The organism is Nocardia sp. NPDC055002, from assembly GCF_053608825.1.
Genome location: NZ_JBSGWE010000002.1, coordinates 701,767 through 719,400 on the forward strand (window position 1 = coordinate 701,767; position 17,634 = coordinate 719,400).

General features: G+C 69.9%; 6 protein-coding genes. 4 read left to right on the plus strand and 2 right to left on the minus strand.

The genetic code is table 11. From position 1 onward, the window contains the following. The first annotated feature begins 60 nt into the window (after positions 1 to 60). The 3 genes from ACWF99_RS10485 (at position 61) to ACWF99_RS10495 (ending at position 15,601) form a co-directional block, all read left to right on the plus strand. Positions 61 to 13,728 carry an amino acid adenylation domain-containing protein gene (locus ACWF99_RS10485; RefSeq protein ID WP_452535674.1) on the plus strand — a complete coding sequence of 4,556 codons (13,668 nt, stop codon included), beginning with the start codon at positions 61 to 63 and terminating at the stop codon, positions 13,726 to 13,728. Next, positions 13,725 to 14,714 carry an ATP-binding cassette domain-containing protein gene (locus tag ACWF99_RS10490; RefSeq protein ID WP_378627563.1) on the plus strand — a complete coding sequence of 330 codons (990 nt, stop codon included), beginning with the start codon at positions 13,725 to 13,727 and terminating at the stop codon, positions 14,712 to 14,714. Before ACWF99_RS10485 ends, ACWF99_RS10490 begins: the two co-directional genes overlap by 4 nt. 86 nt (positions 14,715 to 14,800) lie before the next feature. Next, positions 14,801 to 15,601, plus strand: a complete 801-nt coding sequence (locus ACWF99_RS10495) for an ABC transporter permease (protein ID WP_358110415.1) — start codon at positions 14,801 to 14,803, stop codon at positions 15,599 to 15,601. Between the two features lie 71 nt (positions 15,602 to 15,672). Here ACWF99_RS10495 and ACWF99_RS10500 read toward each other — a convergent pair whose 3' ends face one another. Beyond that, positions 15,673 to 16,008 carry an RNA polymerase-binding protein RbpA gene (locus ACWF99_RS10500; RefSeq protein WP_067453486.1) on the minus strand — a complete coding sequence of 112 codons (336 nt, stop codon included), beginning with the start codon at positions 16,006 to 16,008 and terminating at the stop codon, positions 15,673 to 15,675. Between the two features lie 206 nt (positions 16,009 to 16,214). On the opposite strand from ACWF99_RS10500, the gene ACWF99_RS10505 reads away from it, so the two are divergent. Then, positions 16,215 to 16,541: a hypothetical protein gene (locus ACWF99_RS10505; protein ID WP_378627566.1), complete on the plus strand. Its 327-nt coding sequence runs from the start codon at positions 16,215 to 16,217 to the stop codon at positions 16,539 to 16,541. 73 nt (positions 16,542 to 16,614) lie between these two features. Here ACWF99_RS10505 and ACWF99_RS10510 read toward each other — a convergent pair whose 3' ends face one another. Next, positions 16,615 to 17,625: a hypothetical protein gene (locus ACWF99_RS10510; protein ID WP_452535675.1), complete on the minus strand. Its 1,011-nt coding sequence runs from the start codon at positions 17,623 to 17,625 to the stop codon at positions 16,615 to 16,617. Positions 17,626 to 17,634: the final 9 nt, after the last annotated feature.

Sequence of the window (17,634 nt, forward strand, 5' to 3'; positions counted from 1 at the left end):
CCGTCGTGTGCCCGGGCGCTGCTCGGGGAGTTGTGACACAAGGCAGAAACGGAGTGCTTGATGAGTTCTTTGGCCACCGACCACGTCAGCTCGAGCATCACCGACGAGGACCCGGGCCAACCGTTCGCCCTCTCGCCCGGTCAGACAGCACTGTGGTACGCGCAACGGATTCGGCCCGATATTCCGCTCACCATCGCTCATTACGTCGAACTGCACGGTGATCTCGACGTCGGCCGGTTGCTGTACGCGGTCGAGCGCTACGGCGCGGAATCCCAGGTGGGACACGTCCGCCTACTCGAGATCGACGGCGTGCCCCACCAGCGAGTGGACCCCACGTGGCGGCCCGGCTGGGCTCGGATCGACCTCCGCGGCGAATCCGACCCCCGGGCCGCCGCACTGGCCTGGATGAACGCCCATGCCAGCACCCCGATCGACATGGAGCACGAGCCCCTCACCATCAATGTGGTGTTGCGGATCGGTGACCGGGACTGGTTCTGGTACGAGCGTGGCCACCACATCGTTATCGACGGTTACGGTGCGATGAACGCGCTCTCGCGCACCGCCGAGATCTACACCGCGGTCGGCGAGCAGCGCGAGCCGTCGGTTTCCCGCGCCGCCGCGCTCGTCGACCTCTACGCCGACGAATCCCGCTACCGTGAGTCGAGCCGGTTCCGTGCCGACCGCGAGTACTGGATGGAACAGCTCGCCGGCGTGGGCGAACCGATGACGCTGTCGTCGGTCACCGCCGCGGGCGATACCCACGACGCGGGGCGCCACCGTGCCACCGCGGTGCTCGACGCCGACCTCGACACGCTGCTCACCGACGCGATCACCACACACGGTTCGGCCAACTCCGCGCTGATCGTCGCCGCGCTGGCCGCCTATGTCCGTTCGGTCACCGGCGACCCGGATGTCGTACTGAGCCTTCCGGTTTCGGCACGCACCACCGTCGCGCTGCGCCGCTCGGCGGGTGTGGTGTCGAACGTGGTGCCGCTGCGCCTGCGGTTCGACGAGCACACCACCGTCGCCGACGTCGTGCGCCAGACCGAACTCCAGATCACCGGCGCCCTGCGCCACCAGCGCTACCGCTCCGACGACATCCGGCGAGACTGCGGGTACTCCCGCGACGCGCGCGGCTTCTTCGGGCCGATGGTCAACATCATGCTGTTCCACGACGAGCTGAAGTTCGACGACATCGCCGGTCAGCTCAATGTGCTCGCCACCGGACCCGTCGAAGACCTCTCGATCAACATCTACAACGGCGACGGCGGCCGTATCCAGCTCGACTTCGAGGCCAATCCGAAGCTCTACGGCGAGTCCGAGAACGCCGCCCACCACGCGCGCTACCTCGACTTCCTCGCGCGCTTCCTGGCCGCCGAGCCGGCCACCCCCACCTACACGCTCACCGCGATCACCACCGCCGAGAACGAGCGGGTGCTGCGCGAGTGGAACGCCACCGAGATGCCGATGCAGGCCGCGACGCTGGTCTCGCTGTTCGAGGACCAGGTGTCGCGCAGCCCGCATGCCATCGGTCTCGAATTCGGCGATCGCACACTCGGATACACCGAACTCGGTGACCGGGTGAACCAGCTGGCACGCGAACTCATCGCCCGCGGCGCGGGCCCGGAGACCACCGTCGGTGTGTGCCTGCATCGCAGTGTCGATCTGGTCGTCGGGATCTACGCGGTACTCGCGACCGGCGCGGCCTACCTGCCGCTGGATCCCGGGCATCCGGTCGATCGCATCGAAGCGGTGGTGGCACAGGCACATCCGGTGTGTGTACTCACCGCGGACCGCGACGGGGTCCGGCTGCCCGAGGGCACCGTCCGGGTCGATCTGGACACGCTCGACGTGAGCGGCAACGACGTCGCGCCGATCACCGACGCCGATCGCACCGCGCCGCTGCGCCCCGATCACCTCGCCTACGTCATCTTCACCTCCGGCTCCACGGGTAAACCCAAGGGCGTGGGTGTCACGCATGCCGCGATCGTGAACCGGTTGCGCTGGATGCAGGCCGAGTACCCGCTCGACCACACCGACGCGGTCCTGCAGAAGACCCCGGCCACCTTCGACGTGTCGGTCTGGGAGTTCTTCTGGCCGCTGCAGGTCGGTGCGCGCCTGGTCGTCGCCGCTCCCGAAGGGCATCGCGACCCGGCCTACCTCGCCCGGATCATTACCGAAAGGTCCATCACCACAGCCCATTTCGTGCCGTCGATGCTGTCGCTGTTCGTCACCGACCCGCGAGTGCGGGGCGGAGCGGGGCTGCGCCGGGTGTTCTGCAGTGGTGAGGCGCTGCCCGGCGCGACGGTCGCCGATTTCCACGCCGCGCTGCACGGCCCCGACGGCGGACCGGAGTTGCACAATCTCTACGGGCCCACCGAGGCCGCGGTCGACGTCACCTACTGGCCGTGCCCGGCCGAGGCCACCACGGTGCCGATCGGCTCGCCGGTGTGGAACACCCAGACCTATGTGCTCGACCCGCACCTGCGCCCGGTGCCGCCCGGTGTCGTCGGCGAGCTGTACCTGGCGGGCGCGCAGCTGGCCCGTGGTTACCTGGGCCGTCCCGACCTGAGCGCCGACCGGTTCGTCGCCAACCCCTTCACCCCCGGGCAGCGGATGTATCGCACCGGTGACCTGGCGCGCTGGCAGATCGCCGGCGGCGTTCTGGAATACCTGGGCCGCACCGACTTCCAGGTGAAGATTCGCGGACTGCGCATCGAACTCGGCGAGATCGAATCCGCGTTGCTCGCGCAGGACGATATCGCCCGCGCGGTCTGCGTGGCCCGCACCAGCCGCATCGGTGAGGACGAACTCGTCGCCTACGTGGTCGCCGCGCCCGGCGCGTCGGCACCCGATCCCACCGTCTTGCTCGCGGCACTGCGCCGCGGCCTGCCGTCCTACATGGTGCCCTCGGCACTGGTGGTGCTCGACGAACTGCCGTTGAGCGCCAACGGCAAGGTCGATCGCAAAGCACTGCCCGCGCCGGAGGTGGGTGTGCGGGTCACCACCGGCGCCGCCGCACCGCAGACCGAGCTGGAATGCGCGCTCGCGGAGATCTTCACCGAGGTTCTCGCCTTGGACGGCACCACGATCGGGATCGAGGACAGCTTCTTCGATCTCGGCGGCAACTCCCTGGTCGCGGCCCGCGCGGTCGCCCGGATCAACACCACCCTCGACGCGAACCTCACCATCCGGGAGATGTTCGAGTCGCCGACCATCGCCGCACTGGCCGGCTACATCAGCACCCACCGGCCCGAGACCTCGACACCGAAACTGGTTCCGGCACGCAGGCCGGAGCGGGTGCCGCTGTCGCTGGCCCAGCAGCGGCTGTGGATCCTCAACCGGTTCGCCGAACACGCCGCCGCTTACAACATGCCCTTGGCCCTGCGGCTCACCGGGCAGCTCGACCTCGAGGCGTTGCGTGCGGGTCTGCGCGACGTGCTCGACCGCCACGAGAGCCTGCGCACCAGTTTCCCCGAAGGCCCCGAGGGTCCGTACCAGCGCATCCACCCCGCGGCCGGGGTGGAACCCGAGCTCATGCCGATCGAGGTGGCCGCCGCCGAGATTCCCGCGCTGGCCGCGCAGGTGGCGGGGCGCGGATTCGACCTGCGGACCGAGACACCGCTGCGGGTCGTGCTCTACCGGGTGGGCGCCGAGGATCACCTCCTGCTCGTGGTGCTGCACCACATCAGCGGTGACGGCTGGTCGGTCGCCCCGCTGGCCCGGGATCTGATGGTCGCGGTGTCGGCGCGCGCGGGCGGTGCCGCGCCCCAGTGGGCGACGCTGCCGGTGCAGTACGCCGATTTCGCGATGTGGCAGCGCGAACTGCTCGGTGAGGAAACCGACCCCGAGGCACCCATCGCGCGCCAGCTCGGGCACTGGCGCGGCGCGCTGGCCGGGCTGCCCGATCAGCTCGACCTGCCCCTCGACCGGCCGCGACCGCAACACCGTGGCACCGGCGGGGACACCGTCGAATTCGTCATCGACGCCGAAACCCGGCGCGCGGCAGCCGAACTCGCCACCGGGCGCGGCGTGAGCATGTTCATGGTGCTGCACGCCGTCCTGGCCACTCTGCTGGCCCGGCTCTGCGCGAGCACCGACATCACCATCGGCACACCCATCGCGGGCCGCTCCGATCCGGCGCTGGACGAGCTGGTCGGCATGTTCGTCAACACCCTGGTGTTGCGCACCGAAGTGGACCTCGGTGCCGGGTTCGAGCACATGCTCGACCAGGTCCGCGAAACCGACCTCGATGCCTTCGCCAACCCCGACGTGCCGTTCGAACGGCTGGTGGAACTGGTCAATCCCGATCGCTCGACCACCCGGCATCCGCTGTTCCAGGTGATGCTGTCCTACGACCGCACCCCGGAACTGCGGGTCGAATTGCCCGGTGTCACCGCGGAACTGGTGCCGATCGAGATCGGTGTCGCCAAGTTCGACCTGCAGCTCGAGGTTCGCGACAATCACGACGACGGACCGCTGCACGCCGAATTCGGTTTCGCCACCGATGTTTTCGATCGCGCCACGGTGCAGGCCATCGCCCGGCGGTTCACCACGCTGCTGGCCGCCGCCGTCGCCACCCCCACCACGGCGATCGGCGACCTCGAGGTGCTCGACCGTCGCGAGATCGCCCGCCTGGTCCCCGTGGCCGGTGCGCCTGCCGAACCGGCGGGCACCCTGGCCCGGCTGCTCGGCGACACCGCGCAACACCTGCCCGACTCGGTGGCGGTGCGCTACCTCGGTTTCGACACCACCTACCGCGAACTCGACGAACGCTCGAACCGGTTGGCGCGCAGTCTCATCGCGCACGGCGCCGCACCCGAGACGGTGGTCGCCGTCGCGCTGCCGCGCAGCCTCGAGTCGATCATCGCCATCTGGGCGGTCGCCAAGACCGGCGCCGCGTACGTGCCCGTCGACCCCGCCTACCCGGCCGATCGCATCGCGCACATGATCGGTGACTCCGGTGCCACGCTCGGGCTCACCCTGCCCGAGCATCTCGCCGCGCTGCCCACCGCCACCGGCAAGCACCGGTCGGCACCGGAGTGGATGGTCTTCGGAACGGCCGATTTCGAGGCCGACTGCGCCGTCCGCTCGGCCACCCCGCTGTCCGACGCCGACCGCAGGCACCCGATGCGAGCCGGTCAGCCCGCCTACCTCATCTACACCTCGGGCTCGACCGGCACACCCAAGGCCGTCGTGGTCACCCACGCGGGCATCGCCTCGCTGGCCAGCGAGCAGACCCAGCTGTTCAAGGTGACCGACCACGCGCGGACCATGCACTTCTCCTCACCCAGCTTCGACGCCTCGGTGCTGGAACTGCTGCTCGGGTTCGCCGCGGGCGCCACGATCGTGGTGGCCCCCGCCGACCTGTACGGCGGCGCGGAGCTGGCCGGATTCCTGCGCTCGGAACGCATCACCCACGCGTTCATCACCCCGGCCGCGCTGGCCACGGTGCCCGCGGGCGACTTCCCGGCTCTCAACACCGTGATCGTCGGCGGTGAGGCGTGCTCGGACGAACTCGTCGAAGCCTGGGCCACGAAGTACCGGATGCACAACATGTACGGCCCGTCCGAGGCCACCGTCGCGGTCACCGCGAGCGCGGCCATGGTTGCGGGCGAGCCTGTCCCGCTGGGCACCCCCGTGCGCGGCATGCGGCTGTTCGTGCTCGACGGCCGGATGAACCCGGTGCCGCCGGGAACACCGGGCGAGCTCTACGTCTCCGGGCCCGGCCTGGCCCGCGGGTACCTCGGCAAGTCGGCACTCACCGCGCAGCGGTTCGTCGCCAACCCACACGGCCGAGTCGGCGAAAGGATGTATCGCACCGGCGATCTCGTCGTCGCCGACATGACCGGCCTGCTGCGTTTCCTCGGCCGCGCCGACGATCAGATCAAGATCCGCGGGTTCCGGATCGAACTGCGCGAAATCGACCATGTGCTGCGCGAGCACCCGGGCGTTCGGTCCGCGCTGACCGTCGTCCACATCGACGAGCAGGGGCAGCAGCGGCTCGCGTCCTACATCACCGCCGACGGTCCGATCGACCCGGTCGCCGTGCTCGACACCGCCCGCGGCAGACTGCCCGGCTACATGGTGCCCGCCGCGCTGGCGGTGCTCGACGCGATGCCGGTCACCCCGGCGGGCAAACTCGACCGAAAGTCGCTGCCCGCACCGGAATTCGTGGTCAGCGGTGGCTCGCGCGCGCCACGCACGCACCTCGAGATGCGGGTGGCCGCGGTGTTCACCGAGATCCTCGGTCGCCCGATCTCCGGCGCCGAGGACAGCTTCTTCGACATCGGCGGCAACTCGCTGCTGGCCACCCGGCTCGCCGCCGCACTGCACGCCGAATTCGAGGTCGACCTGCCGGTCCGGCAGATCTTCGAGGCACCGACCGTGGCGGGTATCGCCGGGCTGATCACGGAAGCGCCCCGGACGCAGCGGGTGGCGCTGGCGGTACACACCCCGCGCCCGGGACGCATACCACTGTCGTTGCCGCAGCAACGGCTGTGGTTCCTGAACCGATTGTCCCCCGAATCGAGCGCCTACAACATCGCATTCGTCTTGCGAATCGGCGGAGATCTGGACGTCGAGGCATTGCGGGGCGCGCTCAGCGACCTGGTGGAGCGCCACGAGGTACTGCGCACGGTCTTCCCCGAAGACCTCTCCGGTGCCCAGCAGGTGATCCTGCCGCTCGACCAGGCGACGCCGATGATCGACGCCGTCGACACCGCACCCGATCGGGCGAACGCGGCGCTGACCGCGCTGGCCCGCCAGGGCTTCGACCTCACCCGCCAGACGCCGCTGCGAGTGTCGTTGCTGCGCACCGCATCCGACGAGCACCTGCTCGGCGTCGTCGTCCATCACATCGCCGCCGACGGCTGGTCGCTCGGCCCGCTGACGCGTGATCTCGCACTGGCCTACGTGGCCCGCACCGGCGGCGCCGTCCCCGAGCGCGCGCCGCTGCCGGTGCAGTACGCCGACTTCAGCCTGTGGCAGCGGGCCGTGCTCGGCAGCGAGGACGACCCGGACAGCCTCACCGCCACCCAGCTCGCGTTCTGGCGCGACACCTTGTCCGAACTGCCCGACGAGCTGCCGCTGCCGTTCGACCGGCCACGCCCCGCCGAACCCACCGGGTCCGCGGGCACCGTGACCTGCGAGGTCTCGGCACCGCTGCAGCACGCACTCGACGAGCTGGCCGGCCACACCGGTGTCAGCCTGTTCATGGTCGTGCGCTCGGCCCTGTCGGTGCTGCTGCGCAGCGTCACCGGCGGCCGCGACATCCCCATCGGTACCCCGGTCGCCGGGCGCACCGACATCCAGCTCGACGACCTCGTCGGCATGTTCGTCAACACCCTGGTCCTGCGCTCCGATGTCGATCCCGGCCGCAGCTTCACCGAGCTGCTGCACGCCGATCGCGATGGCGAGCTCGCCGCCCTCGCGCACGCCGATGTGCCGTTCGAGCGCGTCGTCGACGCGCTGGGCCGGGAGAGCAGGGCGAGCAACCGCCACCCCCTGTTCCAGGTCGCGCTGAGCATGCAGGACAACCGCACACCCGCGCTGGAACTGCCCGGACTGCGACTGGCCGCGGAAGAGCTCGACATCGCCCTGGCCAAGTTCGACCTGGAACTGCGGGTCGCGCCCGCCGAGGACAGCGGGCTGCGGTTCGACTTCGTCTACGCCACCGAACTGTTCGACGCCGCCACCATCCAGACCCTCGCCGACCGGTTCGTGCAGATCCTCACCCAGGTGACCGCCGACCCACGGCAGCTGGTGTGTGACCTGGACCCGCTCACCGTGCTCGAGCACCGTGAGCACGTCCCCGCGCAGGGACCCGCCGCGGTCACGCCGGTCATCCTGGCCGACATCCTCGACGGTGCCGCCACGAAGTATCCGCAGCGGCCCGCGCTGCGCTGGTTCGCCGGCGGCAGCGTCGCCGGGGAAGTGGGCGAGCTCGACTACGCCGAGGTCGCGAGCCGGGCGCACCGGCTGGGCCGGGCGCTGATCGCGCGTGGCATCGGCACCGGCGACCGGGTGGCCGTCGGGCTGACCCGCTCACTGGACTGCGCCCTCGCCATCTTCGGCGTCGCGGCCAGCGGTGCCGCGTTCGTGCCCGTCGACCCGCGCTACCCGGCCGACCGGGTGCGGCACATGCTCACCGACTCAGGTGCCAGCGCGGTGCTCACCGCGCGTGCCGACGCGGACTCGTTGCGCGCGGCCGCGGGCCCGATCGATACCCAGTGGTTGCTGATGGACGGCGACGAGCTGAACGCCGAACTGGCCGGCTACGACGGGGTCCGCATCAGCAACGCCGAGCGGGTCCGCCCGGTGCGCACCGCCGACCTGGCCTATCAGATCTACACGTCCGGTTCGACCGGCCTGCCCAAGGGCGTCACCGTCACCCACGGCGGTCTCACCAGTCTCGCGCTCGACCTGCGTGAACGGATGGGCCTTGACCGGTTCTCCCGCACGTTCTTCTTCTCCACACCCAGTTTCGACGTCTCGGTGCTCGACATGCTCCTCGCCGTCTACTCGGGCGCCGAGATGGTGATCGGCCCGATCGATATCTACGGCGGTGACGAACTCGGGACCCTGCTGGAACGCGAGCAGATCACCCACACCTTTCTGACGCCCGCGGTGCTGGGCTCGATCGACCCCACCCGCCACCCCCTGCCGATGCTGCGCGGTCTGATGGCCGGTGGCGAGGCGGTGCCGCCGGACCTGGTGGAGAACTGGGCGCCGGGCAGGCGGTTCGTCAACGCCTACGGGCCCACCGAGTTCACCGTCATCGCCGCGATGTCGGAGCTGCGGGTGGGTGTCCCGGTCGCCATCGGCACGCCGGTGCGCGGCTCACGGGCCCTCGTCCTCGACGAGCGGCTGCGGCCGGTCGTCAGCGGGGTGCCGGGTGAGCTCTACATCGGCGGCGCCGGCATCGCCCAGGGCTATCACGAGCGCTACGGCCTGACCGCGGGACGCTTCATCGCCGACCCGTTCGGTCCGGCGGGCAGCCGGATGTACCGCACCGGCGACGTGGTGCGCTGGACGGCGAACGGTGAGATCGACTACCTGGGTCGCAGCGACCATCAGGTGAAGGTGCGCGGTTTCCGGATCGAACTCGGCGAGATCAGCGCCGTCCTGGGCAGTCATCCCGAGGTCCGCTTCGCGCACACCGAGGTCCGCCGGATCGCGGGCGACGACCGGATCGTCGCCTGGATCCAGCTGAACGAGGGCGTCGACCCGGCCGAGGTGGCCGGGGTGAAACGGCACGCGATGGTCCGGCTGGCCGGGCACATGGTGCCCGCCTCGCTGAACCTGATCGACCGGGTGCCGCTCACTCCGGTCGGCAAGCTCGATCGCACGGCGTTGCCGGAACCGGAGTTCACCGCCGCCGCGGGCCGGGCACCACAGACCCTCGCCGAGCGGACGGTCGCGCGAGTGTTCGAGGAGCTGGTCGGGGCGAGCGAGGTCCGCGCCACCGACAGCTTCTTCGACATCGGCGGCAACTCGCTGCTGGCCACCCAGCTGGTGGCCCGGCTGGCCGCGGCCAGCAATGTGCGCCTGGAAGTGCGCACCGTGTTCGCGGCGCCGACCGTCGCCGAACTCGCCGCGCTCATCGAATCCGGACCGTCCGGCGACGAACACCGGCCGGACCTGGTGCCCCAGCCACGCCCGGAGCGGATTCCGCTGTCGGCGGCGCAGCGCAGGCTGTGGTTCCTCAACCGCTTCAACGCGGGTGCCGACGGTGACAGTCAGTCCTCGGGCGCCTACAACGTCCCGGTCGTGCTGCGCCTGCACGGCACAGTCGACCTCGATGCGCTCATTGCCGCTTTGCACACGGTGCAACGTCGGCACGAGACGCTGCGCACGGTGTTCCCGGAGACTGCGGGCGAGCCCGAGCAGTTGGTGCTCGACCCGGCGATCGCCGCCGTCACGCTGTTCCACGCGACGGCCACCGCGAGCGAGGTCGACACCGCCGTGACCCGTTTCGTCACCCCGGGATTCGACCTGTCGGCCTCGGTGCCCATGCGGGCGGCGCTGATCAGCGTCGACCACACCGGGCAGTCGGCACCGGCCAAGGCCAAGTTCGCCGTCGCGCGCTCGACCGAGCATGTGCTGGTGCTGGTCGTGCACCACATCGCGATGGACGGCTGGTCGCTGGAACCGCTCGCCGCCGAAGTGGCCGCCGCCTACCGTGGCATCCAGCTCGGTGAACCGTTCGGCGAACAGATCCCGCCGGTCCAGTACGCCGACTACACCCTGTGGCAGCAGGAACTCCTCGGCACCGAGGACGATCCGGACTCGCTGATCAGCAAGCAGCTCGACCACTGGAGCGGTGTGCTCGACGGCCTGCCGGAACTGCTCACCGTGCCGGCCGACCGCTCGCGCCCGCCGGTGCCCTCCTACCAGGGCGGCACCGTCGACTGCACGGTCGACGCGGCGACCCACCGGGCGCTGCGCGGTATCGCCACGGCGAACAACGTCAGCATGTTCATGGTGTTGCACGCGGCACTGGCGGTCCTGCTGCACCGGGTCACCGGCACCGAGGACATCGCCGTCGGCACCGCCAGCGCGGGCCGTGGGCATCCGGCGCTCGATGCGATGATCGGCATGTTCGTCAACACCCTGGTGCTGCGCACCGAGGTGTCGGACGAGCGCGCGTTCGTCGACCTGCTGCGTACCGTCCGCGACGGGGACCTCGACGCGTTCGCGAACGCCGACCTGCCCTTCGAACGGCTCGTCGAGGTCGTCAATCCGGCGCGCTCCCAGGCACATCACCCGCTGTTCCAGGTGATGCTGTCGGTGCGCAACACCCCGGTGCGGATGCTGGAACTGCCCGGATTGCGGATCGAAGCCGTCGACGCCGATGCCGGTATCGCGAAGTTCGATCTGCAGTTCACCTTCACCGAGACCCAGACCGCCGATCGGGTGGGCGACGGCATCAGCCTGTCGGTGAACTTCGCGGCGGACCTGTTCGAGGAGGTCACCGCGCGCAGGCTCGGCGACCGCCTGGTCCGGCTGCTCACCGCCGTGGCCGCCGACCCGAACACCGCGGTGGGCGATCTGGCACTGCTCGACGCGGTCGAGTGGACCGCGCTGGCACCGGTGCACGGCGCCCGCGCCGAGCAGGCGGTGACGCTGCCCGCGGTCTTCGGTGCCGCCGTGGCTCGTTCGCGTGACGGTGTCGCGCTGTGCGCCGGGGACACGGTGGTCACCTACGACGCGCTCGACCGGTGGACCAACCGGCTCGCACGTGTCCTGATCGGACAGGGTGTGGGGCCGGAAACCCTGGTGGCCCTGGGTATTCCGCGTTCGGTGGAGTCGGTGGCGACCATGCTCGCCGTCGCGAAGGCGGGCGCCGCGTTCGTGCCGGTCGACCCGAACTACCCGCCGCAGCGGATCAGTCACATGCTCACCGATTCCGATGCGGCACTGGGTCTGACGCTGCTCGAGCACCGCGATCGACTGCCCGCCGACACCCGCTGGCTGGTCCTGGACGACCCGCAGACCAGGGCCACCGTGCTGGGGACCGACGACTCGCCGGTCACCGACGCCGATCGGATTCGCCCACTGCGCCTGCACAATCCGGCGTACGTGATCTACACGTCGGGCTCCACCGGGACCCCGAAGGGCGTCGTGGTCACCCACGGCGGTCTGTCGAACTTCGCCGCCGAGACCGCCGACCGGTTCGATGTGCGTCCCGGCAGCCGGGTGCTGCACTTCGCGACTCCGAGCTTCGACGCCGCCATGCTCGACATCCTGTTCGCGCTCGGTGGTGCGGCGACGCTGGTGATCTCCCCGGCCGGGGTGGTCGGCGGCGAGGACCTGCGGCAGGTGTTCATCCGGGAACGGATCACCCACGCGTTCATCACCACCGCCGCGCTGGGCACCGTCGACCCGACGGGGGTGAACTCGCTGGCCCACGTGCTCACCGGTGGTGAGGCGCTGCCGCCGGAACTGCTCGCCCGCTGGGCGCCGGGGCGCAACTTCTACAACGTGTACGGCCCCACCGAGACGACCATCGTCACGTTGATGCCGCAGCCGATGAGCCCGCGGGGCCCGATCACCATCGGTGGGCCGATCCGCGGCGTCGCGGCCACCGTGCTCGACCGGCGACTGCACCCGACCCCGATCGGTGTCACCGGCGAACTGCAGCTGGCGGGCTCGGCCCTGGCGCGCGGTTACCTCAACCGGCCGGGACTCACGGCCCAGCGGTTCGTGGCCGATCCCTACGGCGCACCGGGCGAACGGATGTACCGCACGGGCGACCTCGTGCGCTGGCGTGACAGCGCCAAGTCGGCGCTGGATGTGGAGTACGTCGGCCGCACCGACCATCAGGTGAAGGTCCGCGGATTCCGGATCGAACTCGGCGAGATCGACGTCGCGTTCGCCCGGCACGCCGATGTCGAGCTCGCGCTCACCATCGGTCACACCACGCAGGCCGGCGTCACCGCGCTGGTCTCGTATGTGAAGGCGCGCAACGGGAGCGCGCCGAGCGTGCCCGAACTGCTCGAGCACGTCGCGGGTCACGTGCCGAACTACATGGTCCCGCAGGCGATCATGCTGCTCGACGAGGTGCCGCTGAGTCCGGTCGGCAAGCTCGATCGGTCCCGGCTGCCCGAGCCGGTGTTCACCGCCTCCGGTGGGTACCGCGCGCCGGCGACCGTCGCCGAGATGGCGCTGTGCGCGGTGTTCACCGAAGTCCTCGGGGTCGAGCGGGTCGGCGTGGACGACGGGTTCTTCGAACTCGGCGGCAACTCCCTGCTGGCCACCAAAGTTGTCGCGGCACTGCGTGAGCAGGGCTACGACATGCCCGTCCAGATGATGTTCGGCGACGCCACTCCCGCGGGGATCGCGGCCAAGCTCGACGACGTCGACCCGGACGCGGTGATCGAGGCGGCCACCAGCCCGGTGCTGGCCATCCGCCCGTCCACCAGCCCGCACGACACCCCGCTGTTCTGCGTGCACCCGGCGATCGGTCTGGCCTGGTGCTACGCGGGACTGCTCGCTCATCTCGCCCCGCAGCGCCCGGTGTACGGCCTGCAGGCCCCGCACGTGTCCGGCGACGACAGCTTCACCTCGATTCCCGAAGCCGCCGGACACTACGTCGCCCATATCAAGTCGATCCAGCCGCACGGTCCCTATCACCTACTCGGCTGGTCGCTCGGCGGCCTGATCGCGCAGGAGATCGCCGTGCAGCTGCAGGACGCGGGCGAAGACGTCGCGCTGCTGGCGATGATGGACAGCTACCAGCTCGGCGATCGCTGGCTCGACACCTCGATGCCCAGCGTCGCCGACATCCTCGGCGAGTTCGGCGCCGACCTGGTCGACGGCGAACCGTTGCCCGCCGATCTCGACCTGAACGAAGCGGCGGATCTGCTGCGGGCCCAAGCCGGCCCGTTCGCCGCGCTCTCGGTGGAACACCTGCAACGCCTCTACACCGGGTACGCCGACGGCACCGTCATGGCCAACCGGTTCCGGCCGCGCACCTTCGACGGCGACCTCGTGTTCTTCACCGCCGCGGCGGACGAGATCAACGCCGCCGATCCGAGCCGCTGTGCCGACGCCTGGCAGCCGTTCGTCACCGGCAACATCCACAACCACGACCTGCCCTGCAGGCACGCGGCGATGACCACACCGGAATCGCTGGCGGCGATCGGCCCCGTGCTGCATCGCCACCTCGATGCCGTCCCGGAGATCACTGTGTGCGGCAGCGGCCAGAAGGAGATGCGACCGTGAGTCTCGCGGTAGAAGTGCGCGGCCTGGCCAAGAGTTACGGCAAGGTACGCGTACTCAAGGAGATCGACCTGGAGATCCCGGCGGGGACCGTGCTCGGCCTGCTGGGCCCCAACGGTGCGGGCAAGACCACCACCGTGCGGATCGTCACCACGCTGTTGCGACCCGACGCCGGTTCGGTGCGGGTCGCCGGGATCGACGTGCTGGCCGATCCGGCCACCGCGCGCACCAGGATCGGGTTGTCCGGCCAGTACGCGGCCGTCGACGCGAACCTGACCGGTTACGAGAACCTGCGCATGGTGGCTCGTCTGTACGGCATGGGACGCAAGCAGGCCGTTGGCCGCGTGGAGGAACTGCTCACCGCGTTCGGACTCGACCACGCGGCGGGTCGGCGGGCAGGCACCTATTCCGGTGGTATGGCCCGTCGCCTCGACCTGGCCGGTGCGCTGGTGGCGCGGCCGCCGGTGGTGGTGCTCGACGAGCCGACCACCGGCCTCGACCCGCGCGGGCGCCTGGACATGTGGCAGGTGATCGGTGATCTCGTCGACGACGGCACCACCGTCCTGCTCACCACCCAGTACCTCGAAGAGGCCGACCTGCTCGCCGACCGGATCACCGTCATCGACAAGGGCACGGTCATCGCCCGCGGTTCGGCCGACGAACTCAAGACCTCCATCGGCGGCGACCGGCTCACGGTCACCCTCGCCGCGGGACAGAGCCCGTGGCCCGCGGTGCAGGTCCTGCAGCAGGTGGGGGTCGGCGAGCCCATTCACGAGCCCGGCAGCGACGAGGTGTCGGTGGTGGTCGGCAACGGGTCACGCACGATGGTCGAAGCGCTGCGCCGCCTCGACGACGCCGGTGTCTGCGTGCTCGACGCGAACGTCGTGCGCCCCACTCTCGACGATGTGTTCCTTTCCCTCACCGGCACCCCGGCCGAGCCCATCCCCGAACCCGAAACCGACGACGTGCAAGAGGAGGTCCTGTCGTGAGTGCCCCCGACGTCACGGTGGACGAGTACGAGACCCGCGATCTGCCCATCCAGCCGGCCACCCCGCGGCCGCCCGCTGCCGAGGAGATGGAACCGAAAGCCCGGTTCGTGCGCGACAGCGCGATCGTGGCCTACCGCAACCTGCTGACCATCCTGCGGGTGCCGACGCTGCTGGTCACCGCCACCATCCAGCCGCTGATGTTCGTGTTCCTGTTCGCCTACATCTTCGGTGCCTCGCTCGGCGGCGACCAGTACCGGGAGTTCCTGCTGGCCGGCATCTTCACCCAGACCGTGGCGTTCAATGCCGCGTTCACCACTGTCGGCCTGGCCGGTGACCTGCAGAAGGGCATCATCGACCGGATGCGGACGCTGCCGATGTCGCGGCTGGCGGTCCTGATGGGGCGCACCCTGTCCGACCTGGTGGTCAATATCGTGAGCCTGGGTGTGATGTCGATCTGCGGGTACATCGTCGGCTGGCGTATCCACGGCAGCTTCGGCGACGCCGTGATCGCCTTCGCGATCATCTTGCTGTTCGCGTTCGCGATGTCGTGGGTCGGCGCCCTGACCGGTCTGGTCTCCCCGACGGTGGAGGTGGCGCAGAGTGCGGGTCTGATCTGGCTGTTCCCGCTGACGTTCATCTCCTCGGCGTTCATCTCCGCCGAAACCCTGCCCGGCCCCCTGCGCGCGATCGCCGAATGGAATCCGATCACCGCGGTGTCGGCGGCGGGTCGCAAGCTCTTCGAGAACGACTCGCCCCCGACCTTCGTCCCCGCGACAGGCTGGGCCGCGGAGAACTGCATCCTCTACGCGATCATCTGCTCGCTGGTCATCCTCGCCATCGCGATGCCCGCGGCACTACTGCAGTACCGCAAGGTCGCCAGCCACTGAGTACGGCCACACAACGCCGAAGGCCGCCTTCCCCGAGGGGAGGCGGCCTTCGGCGTTCACAACTTCTGTCGTTACCCGCGGCGACGGGTCTTCAGGAGGTCGAGGCGCTCCTTGAGCAGCTCCTCGAGCTCCTCCTTGCTGCGACGTTCCAGCAGCATGTCCCAGTGGGTGCGCGGCGGCTTGACCTTCTTGGTCTCCACGGAGGTGCCCTCCATGAGCTGACCCTCCTGGCCGTTGCGGCACAGCCAGGTGGGCGGGATCTCCGCGTCGTCGGCGAACGGGACGTCGAATTCCTCACCGTTGTCGGTGCGGTAGCGGGCGATCCGGCGCGGGGCCAGGTCGTGGTCGCGATCGGTCTCGTAGCTCACCGCTCCGAGCCGGCTGCCCCGGAGTACGCGATCTGCCATGTGTGCTCCTGTAATTTCGGCGGCTGGTGCCGCAACTCGTACTACCTCAACGCACGGGAAGTCTGAACTGTTCCATTGTAGTCGCCCGGCCGCATCAGCCGAGCGACCCCCGAACCGGCGCCGACGGTAGGTCGGTATCGGGAGGGTGCCCGCTCAGCGAGACCTGAACCGGCGAATTGTGTCGCGGGCCGATAGGGTTTCCGATCATGTCGCGCAGTCGCCTGCTGTCCTGCCTGTGGTGCGGGCGGGAGATCGTGGATTCGGAGTCGGGTCGGCGTCGCCGCTATTGCCGCCAGTCGTGTCGCCAACGTGCCTATGAGCACCGGAGCAGCCTCAAGGGGACCGGGATTCCCGAGGACGCGGTGGTGCTGACCGCGCAGGAGGCCGCCGATCTCGCCGATCGGTGGTTCGCCGCGCGGTGCGCGGCCGAGGACGTGGCGACGGCCGTGGGGGAGGGAGCCTCTCCGGCGGAGCTGGCAGAGCTGAGCGCGACGTTGCTACAGCTGGCGCGGGAAGCGGAACGACTCCGCTGAACATGCGAAACCCCGTGTGCCCCACCATAAGACGATGGGGTACACGGAGTGGCGTCTGAGGGCGACTACCGCGCTAGCTCGACAGTGACTCCCGGGCGCGCAGGTACACGGCGGTGACACCCCCGGCGACGAACAGCGCGAGGGCCGCGGCGGCACCGGCTGTCGCGAGGTCGGGACTGGTGAGCGACTGTCCGCGCAGCGCCTGCCAGACCACCAGCGTGAGCAGTCCGAAGTAGCCGAGGACAGCGACCACGAGCAGCGCCGCACGGGTCGTTTCGGTGCGCAACCAGCGGTAACGAGGCGCGAGTGCCACCAGGGCGAAGGCGATCAGCAGCAGCACCTGGATGCCGTGCAGCCCGACGAAGTGCGGGATGCGCAGGTCGCCGCCGGTGGTGCTCCAGTGGGTGATCGGCATGCCTGCGGCAGCGTCACGTGCTGTATCGCCGGGCCGCACCGTGTGCCCGGCCATCAACCCCACGACGGTGCCGTCGGCCTTGCGGACGAGCTGCGGCCCGGTGAACCCCATCAGATACCCGAGCGCCATTCCGGTCACCGCCAGCCACAGCCCGGCCTTCAACGCGATCCTGGTCGGCCGGTCGGCCAGTTTCTGCCAGGAGATGATCACCGCCAGGACGAGATTCGCGAGGAACAACCCGGGCACGCCGGACGCGAACACCTGCTGCCCGATCTCGTTGACCGGGTCGGTGGAGTCGTTGAAGTGGCTGAACGTCCCGCGTGCCGCCTGGACCGCGATGAATCCCACATCGGCGACCCCGGTGATCGCGAAGACAGTGCCCAGCCACCAGGTGGCACGCCGTCCGCGATGCGGCAGCCGCAGTATCCAGGCCAGGGTCACGCCGTAGAGGGCGAAGGCGAGGCCGAACTTGGCCGGTTTGAGCCACACCGACTCGCCGAGCAGCAGTCGGTCGTCGACCACCATCCCGACCATCGACACCACCACCAGTGCGGCCATGAGCGCGGAGTTCACCAGCAGCGGGCCGTGCCAGGGGGCGCGGTCGGTGCCGTCGCGCGCGGTGGGGGACGTGATGCGGGCCAGCGTGTGGGTGAGGTCGATCGTCGCCATGTACCGAAG